This is a genomic window from Porticoccus sp., from assembly GCA_023261185.1.
GTDB classification, from domain to species: domain Bacteria; phylum Pseudomonadota; class Gammaproteobacteria; order Pseudomonadales; family Porticoccaceae; genus Porticoccus; species Porticoccus litoralis.
This window is the reverse complement of the sequence record JALRJN010000044.1, coordinates 1-6,439: the sequence shown is the minus strand read 5'-3', so window position 1 is coordinate 6,439 and position 6,439 is coordinate 1. Positions and strand designations below refer to the sequence as shown.

Annotated in this window: 7 protein-coding genes, 4 tRNA genes and 1 rRNA gene; all 12 read right to left on the bottom strand. The window is 53.2% G+C overall.

What is annotated here, in order from left to right; all coding sequences use genetic code 11:
- Positions 1–537, bottom strand: a 537-nt coding sequence (rplC, locus tag ACYZYZ_RS03515) for a 50S ribosomal protein L3 (RefSeq protein WP_461483263.1), incomplete at its 3' end; no start/stop codon positions are given.
- Positions 538–612: 75 nt separating this feature from the next.
- Positions 613–924, bottom strand: a complete 312-nt coding sequence (gene rpsJ, locus ACYZYZ_RS03510) for a 30S ribosomal protein S10 (protein ID WP_461483262.1) — start codon at positions 922–924, stop codon at positions 613–615.
- Positions 925–935: 11 nt separating this feature from the next.
- Positions 936–2,126: an elongation factor Tu gene (gene tuf, locus ACYZYZ_RS03505; RefSeq protein ID WP_461483261.1), complete on the bottom strand. Its 1,191-nt coding sequence runs from the start codon at positions 2,124–2,126 to the stop codon at positions 936–938.
- Between the two features lie 72 nt (positions 2,127–2,198).
- Positions 2,199–2,274, bottom strand: a tRNA-Thr gene (locus tag ACYZYZ_RS03500).
- Positions 2,275–2,298: 24 nt separating this feature from the next.
- Positions 2,299–2,372 (bottom strand) — tRNA-Gly (locus tag ACYZYZ_RS03495).
- Between the two features lie 122 nt (positions 2,373–2,494).
- Positions 2,495–2,578: transfer RNA gene (locus ACYZYZ_RS03490), tRNA-Tyr, on the bottom strand.
- Positions 2,579–2,647: 69 nt separating this feature from the next.
- Positions 2,648–2,723, bottom strand: a tRNA-Thr gene (locus tag ACYZYZ_RS03485).
- 156 nt (positions 2,724–2,879) lie between these two features.
- On the bottom strand, positions 2,880–3,635 hold the full coding sequence (locus ACYZYZ_RS03480; RefSeq protein ID WP_461483260.1) for a hypothetical protein: 756 nt from the start codon (positions 3,633–3,635) through the stop codon (positions 2,880–2,882).
- Positions 3,632–4,348, bottom strand: a complete 717-nt coding sequence (locus tag ACYZYZ_RS03475; protein ID WP_461483259.1) for a type III pantothenate kinase — start codon at positions 4,346–4,348, stop codon at positions 3,632–3,634. Before ACYZYZ_RS03475 ends, ACYZYZ_RS03480 begins: the two co-directional genes overlap by 4 nt.
- Positions 4,338–5,312, bottom strand: coding sequence for a bifunctional biotin--[acetyl-CoA-carboxylase] ligase/biotin operon repressor BirA (birA, locus tag ACYZYZ_RS03470; RefSeq protein ID WP_461483258.1), 975 nt, complete (start codon positions 5,310–5,312; stop codon positions 4,338–4,340). The genes ACYZYZ_RS03475 and birA overlap by 11 nt, the downstream gene beginning before the upstream one ends.
- The gene (locus ACYZYZ_RS03465; RefSeq protein WP_461483257.1) at positions 5,312–6,121 is read right to left on the bottom strand and encodes a sulfite exporter TauE/SafE family protein; all 810 of its coding nucleotides are present in this window, start codon (positions 6,119–6,121) and stop codon (positions 5,312–5,314) included. The genes birA and ACYZYZ_RS03465 overlap by 1 nt, the downstream gene beginning before the upstream one ends.
- A gap of 158 nt (positions 6,122–6,279) precedes the next feature.
- A 5S ribosomal RNA gene (gene rrf / locus ACYZYZ_RS03460) occupies positions 6,280–6,395 on the bottom strand.
- Between the last annotated feature and the right edge of the window lie 44 nt (positions 6,396–6,439).

The window sequence follows — 6,439 nt, the reverse complement described above, 5'->3', positions numbered from 1 at the left end:
CGTCACGGTGACGTCGCCCAGATGACCAGACATTTTTTTGCCTGGAAACACACGCCCGGGGTCTTGCGCCATGGAGATCGAACCTGGCGCGCGATGCGAGACGCTGTTACCGTGTGAGGCGCGTTGCGAAGAAAAGTTGTGGCGCTTGATGGTGCCAGCGTAACCCTTGCCGATCGAACGCCCCTGCACATCAACCTTTTGGCCTTGGGTGAACACGGCTTGCGCGGGCACGTTGGCGCCGGCGCCGTACTGTTCGGCCACTTCTTGACTGACGCGGAATTCTTGAAGCAATTCACCGGCTTCAACGCCAGCTTTGGCCAAATGGCCCGCCTCGGGCTTGGTCACGCGGCTGGCGCGCCGCTTGCCGTAGGCCACTTGCAGGGCCACGTACCCGTCGCGCTCGGCGGTTTTAACCTGGGTCACGCGGTTGTTCGCCACGTCGATGACGGTAACGGGCACCGCCTCGCCGTCGTCGGTGAACAGACGCATCATGCCCACCTTGCGACCCAACAACCCCAACGTGTTGCTAAGACTCATTTTTTTCTCCGTTCCCGACTTCAATTGGCCGGGCCTGATGTTTGGCCGCAATAAATTACGGCGAAGCCTTCTATTTTACTGCAGTTTGATCTCGACGTCCACCCCGGCCGCCAAATCCAGCTTCATCAGCGCGTCCACCGTTTTGTCGGTGGGGTCAACGATGTCCATCAACCGCTGATGGGTGCGGATTTCGAGCTGATCACGGCTGGCCTTGTTCACGTGCGGCGAGCGCAAAATGTCAAAGCGCCGCATGCGGGTGGGCAAGGGCACTGGGCCACGCACAATGGCCCCGGTGCGCTTGGCGGTATCGACGATTTCGGCCGCCGAGGCGTCAATCAGTTTGTAATCGAATGCCTTGAGGCGAATGCGAATGCGTTGTTTTTGCATGACGTTTGACCTTAAGCAATAATTTTTGCGACCACGCCGGCGCCGACGGTACGACCGCCTTCGCGTATGGCAAAGCGCAGGCCTTCTTCCATGGCAATCGGGGCAATCAGTGTCACCTCAATGGCCACGTTGTCTCCAGGCATCACCATCTCTTTGCCCTCTGGCAGCTTGATCGAGCCCGTCACGTCCGTGGTGCGAAAGTAAAACTGCGGCCGGTAGTTGCTAAAGAACGGCGTGTGCCGCCCCCCTTCGTCTTTGCTCAGCACGTACACCTCGGCCGTAAACTGCGTGTGCGGCGTGATGCTCGCCGGCTTGGACAGCACTTGCCCGCGCTCGACGTCTTCGCGCTTGGTGCCACGCAGCAAAATGCCTACGTTGTCCCCCGCTTGGCCTTGGTCCAGCAGCTTCCTGAACATCTCTACGCCGGTGCAGGTGGTCTTTTGCGTGTCTTTGATGCCAACAATCTCTATCTCTTCGCCTACCTTGATCACGCCGCGCTCAACCCGCCCGGTAACCACCGTGCCACGCCCCGAGATGGAAAACACGTCTTCCACAGGCATCAAAAACGCTCCGTCAATGGCACGCTCGGGCGTGGGAATGTAGCTGTCCAGCGCATCCGCCAGTTGCATGATCGCCGCTTCGCCCATCTCACCCTTATCACCCTCAACCGCCAGCTTGGCCGAGCCTTTGATGATCGGTGTGTCGTCCCCAGGAAAGTCGTACTTGGACAGCAGCTCGCGTACTTCCATCTCTACGAGTTCGAGCAGCTCGGCGTCATCCACCATGTCGCACTTGTTCAAAAACACAATGATGTACGGCACACCCACTTGGCGCGCCAACAAAATGTGCTCGCGCGTCTGCGGCATCGGGCCATCAGCGGCCGATACCACCAGTATCGCTCCGTCCATCTGCGCCGCACCGGTGATCATGTTTTTCACATAGTCAGCGTGTCCGGGACAGTCTACGTGTGCGTAGTGACGGTTCGGTGAATCGTATTCCACGTGGGAGGTCGCAATGGTAATACCGCGCTCGCGCTCTTCCGGTGCGTTGTCGATGCCGTCAAATGCCACCGCTGTACCACCCCAGACTTCCGCACACACGCGCGTCAGCGCCGCAGTCAGCGTCGTTTTACCATGGTCTACGTGACCAATCGTACCCACGTTTACGTGGGGCTTATTTCGTTCAAACTTTTCCTTCGCCATGACGAGCGCTCCTCATTAGGACCTGGTACTTCAAACAAAAACAATCCGCAGGGTCCAACCCTGTGGAATAAATGGAGCTCATAACCGGATTTGAACCGGTGACCTCTTCCTTACCAAGGAAGTGCTCTACCGACTGAGCTATATGAGCGATATAAACGCCTTACCGTATCAATGGAGCGGGTAGCGGGAATCGAACCCGCATCATCAGCTTGGAAGGCTGAGGTTCTACCATTGAACTATACCCGCCTACTGCTGCCCCGGGACGTCAGCTCTATGAGCCGAGGTCACCATCTACGGCATTTCACTCTACACAGCCGGTCATCTGAGCCGGCTTGCCGATAACCATTTTCGGCTATCTACAATGTTAATGGTGCAGGGGGGTGGATTCGAACCACCGAAGCTTTCGCGTCAGATTTACAGTCTGATCCCTTTGGCCGCTCGGGAACCCCTGCGAAAAAGGCTGGACATTGTCCACACCACTTGCCGAGGTGTCAAACAAAAACACCCGGCAAACATAAAATTGGAGCTGGCGAGAGGAGTCGAACCCCCGACCGGCTGATTACAAGTCAGCTGCTCTACCAACTGAGCTACGCCAGCTCTAAATTAAAAACCCGCTGTTAAATCGGGAGCGCGATTCTATTGAATGTTGGCCTCAGAATCAACCGTTGCACGAACCCAATCCGCGTTTTTTGGAAGATTAATCACCAGGCCTTATGTTGATCCGCCAAGTGACCGCCTTTGAGAATCATATGGTCAGTTCGACATTTCGCACGGAATCGATTCCTCTTGGCGAATAGCCGATTCCTCAATACCTAAGGTAGCTGCGATATCAGAAAGGGTGTTTTCATCGTTATTATCCCCCTTGAGTTGCACCCATGCCTTTTTTTCTACTTTTGTCCGAGGGATCAGCACACTTTCCACGCCCTCTGCCAACAATTTGTCCTGATAGCTATCTGCGTTTTCCTTTCCACTGAATACACCCAGAGTAACCCCGTTCTCATACTCACCATCAGTAATCAGGTAACTCTCTATCTTCCTGTCGTGCAGTGACTTCAATAATAATTCTGCCTCCGCCCGGGTTTCCCTCGGCTGCATAATGAGCCAGAAGCCCTCACTAACCACCTCTTCTTTATTAATGACCAATATTCCATTCGCTCGGTCACCTAACACCAATAGGATTTTAGCTACCGTTTGCGGCTCAAAGGGTCCCAGCTGGCGACACACCTCTTCATCGACCGGCATATCCGAGACATGCTGCTCAGGTTCTGCTGGCGACATTTTCTCTAACTGTTGTTGGTTTGCCTCTTCGGCAACTACTTTCTGCTCATCGGCTGCGGAGCTTTCACCCCATAACTGCAATTCTTTCACCTCTGCGCCTTGCCCAGCGCGGTTAACTGACGTCAAGTCAGAAACGACATCACGACGATGATCTGCCGCACTGCTAAACCAATAGGCTGCCACTGCGTTAAGCATCAACAATGTCCAGAAAAACCAGCGCATTTTATTCATGGGAATACTACAGCCAGGCCGTCCAAAACCAGATCCTTGCAGTAAACGGCCTCACAGTCCTTCAGCGGCAACAACGACTCACCATCACCACCTGTGACAAAAATCTTTGCATTGGCTTCAGAGCACAATAGCTCCTCGTGGACAGCTTCAACAAAACTTCGCAGCATCAATAAGGCGCCATGATCCACAGCCTCCTGGGTTGACACACCCGGAGTAACTTCTCTCCGGAACCCTTCGCTGAGAAGTATTTTCGCTGTGCCACCGAGCAAGCTGTTTCGCATCATCATCACACCGGGCACAATGTACCCGCCATGGTGCTGACCTGCACTGTCCAGCACATCTATCGTCACCGCACTGCCGGCATCAACCACCACACAGGCACCCTGATATTGCTGCCAGGCAGCAATCAGTGCCAACCACCGATCAACCCCCATAGATTCGGGCCGCTCGTAACCACAGGTAATACCTCCTGCATTTTTCGTGGTTTGTGCTTTCTGCACAATACAACCCCAATGCGCTGCTGCAGTTTCAACCCCTCTGGTGACACTTGCATTACCCACACTGGACAACCTGATGCGTGTTGGCACTCCCTGAACACCGATTTCCCTTGCAGCATCATCAAAGGTCTTGTGAACACCATGAATATTGACGCCGCTATCGTGGCTGACACGCCACTTCACTCGCGTGTTACCCACATCAATATCAACGATCATCACTACCCCGCATACTGATTTCGCCACCACTAAAAGATTGTAGAGCGCCATCAATTTCGATCAGCAAAGCGCCACGATCATCAACACCACGAGCAATACCCTGCAGGGATTTGTTGAGCATCGACAGGGTCACACCCTTACCGTCAAATGCATCATTTTTTTTCCACTCACCCCTGTAGGCACCAAAACCCCTCTGTTGGTAGTTCACCAACAGATCAAACAATTCCTTGACCAAAGATACTGACAATTGATTACGCGAGATGGGAGCAGATGAAATCTGGGAGATATCCGCCCATGGTTGGTCAATTGACCCTCCTGACGATGTCGTCATGTTCAGATTCAGCCCAACACCCACGACTACCTGGCAAAAACCAGCGGGATCACCTAACACCTCCAAGAGTATGCCGCCCAGCTTTTTATTTTCCCAAAGCAGGTCATTTGGCCACTTAAAGGCAAGCGCATCAACGCCACAATTAACGAGCGCTCGCCTGACGGCCACACCCACAGCCAGACTCAGCCCCTCTATTACCTGAACCCCGCCCTCAAAGCCCCACACAATAGACAGATAGATATTTCTTCCCAGCGGGCTGACCCACTGACGTCCTCGCCTTCCTCGTCCTTCGGTCTGCTGTTCCGCCAAAATGACCAGCCCAGTTTCATTACACTCGGCGGCGGCCTCCCTGGCCAGTTCATTAGTAGAAGTGATGGTACTGTAAAGGCTCAAACGAGGACGAATAGCAAAAGTGCAACTATCAAGCTGTTGCTCCAATGCTTCAGCATTTAACAGATCCAAGCCACCAGGAATTCTGTAACCACACCCTTTTTGGGATTCGACCTGCAATCCAGCATCGACAAGCTTCTGCACTTGCTTCCATACGGCCGCTCTAGAAATCCCCAATTGCTCGCCAAGTTGTTCACCGGAGTGATATTCGCCATCAGCCAGTATGTTTAAGAGACTATCCATCAGGCTACCAACAGCCTCACATTGATCCACACAAACCGCATACCTATTAGGAACAGAAGCAGGGCAAAGCCTTTGCTTAACATATCGCCCGGCAACCGGTGAGCAAGCCTGGCACCGAAACGGGCAAAAATGGTACTGGATGCAACAATACCAATAAATGCTGGTAGATAGATGTAACCCATAGCGTGTGGAGGCAGCTCTACAGCGCCATAACCTTTATAGAGATAGGTCAACGCGCCACTCACAGCAATGGGAAGGCCGCAGGCCGCAGATGTACCAACAGCATGTTTAACAGGCACTCTAACCCAGGTGAGAAAAGGGACGCTCAGAGAACCGCCACCAATTCCAAACAAACTGGAAACAAAACCAATCACACCGCCTACAGCAGTTTTACCTGCAGGGCCTGGCATATTCGCGCCACCGTCAGGGTTGATTGGAAAGGCCATTTTGCCCGCAACGAGACACAGGAAAACACCAAATGCCAATTGAAGTGAGGCGCCTGTAATACTGATAGCAAAGACAGCCCCAAGAGCCGCACCAAGGCAAATTCCCGGCGTCAGCCACAACGCAACACGCCATAGCACAGCACCGTGTCGGTTATGAGCAGAAACGGAGCTGATGGAGGTAATCACGATAGTAGCTAGAGAAGTGCCGATCGCAAGGTGGGTAAGTATATCCGGTGAAAGGCCCTGCGCAGTAAATGTGAAGATGAGAATAGGAACAATGACGACGCCGCCACCTAGGCCAAACAAGCCACTAATTAAACCGGCAACAGCCCCTAGGCCAAGATACAGCAGGTAAACTTCCACGACACCCCCAAAGCAACAGCATCGCATTATGCCTGATTTGGAATAGTCATGAACAACCACAAACCAGGTGGTTGTTCATGCGCACTATTTGAAAAACGTGCTTAGAAAATGAAGACGAAAAAAAACCTCACAAATATGTGAGGTTTTTTTTAATAAGAACCTGACGATGACCTACTCTCACATGGGGAAACCCCACACTACCATCGGCGCTAAGCGGTTTCACTTCTGAGTTCGGGATGGGATCAGGTGGTTCACGCTCGCTATAGTCATCAGGCAATTCGGGCGGTGTCGGGCTTACACCCACACACCTGTGTCCTA

Coding starts and splice junctions, on each gene's coding strand:
- rpsJ (WP_461483262.1), bottom strand. CDS start 924: ATGCAAAAACAACGCATTCGCATTCGCCTCAAGGCATTCGATTACAAA.
- tuf (WP_461483261.1), bottom strand. CDS start 2,126: ATGGCGAAGGAAAAGTTTGAACGAAATAAGCCCCACGTAAACGTGGGT.
- ACYZYZ_RS03480 (WP_461483260.1), bottom strand. CDS start 3,635: ATGAATAAAATGCGCTGGTTTTTCTGGACATTGTTGATGCTTAACGCA.
- ACYZYZ_RS03475 (WP_461483259.1), bottom strand. CDS start 4,348: ATGATCGTTGATATTGATGTGGGTAACACGCGAGTGAAGTGGCGTGTC.
- birA (WP_461483258.1), bottom strand. CDS start 5,312: ATGGATAGTCTCTTAAACATACTGGCTGATGGCGAATATCACTCCGGT.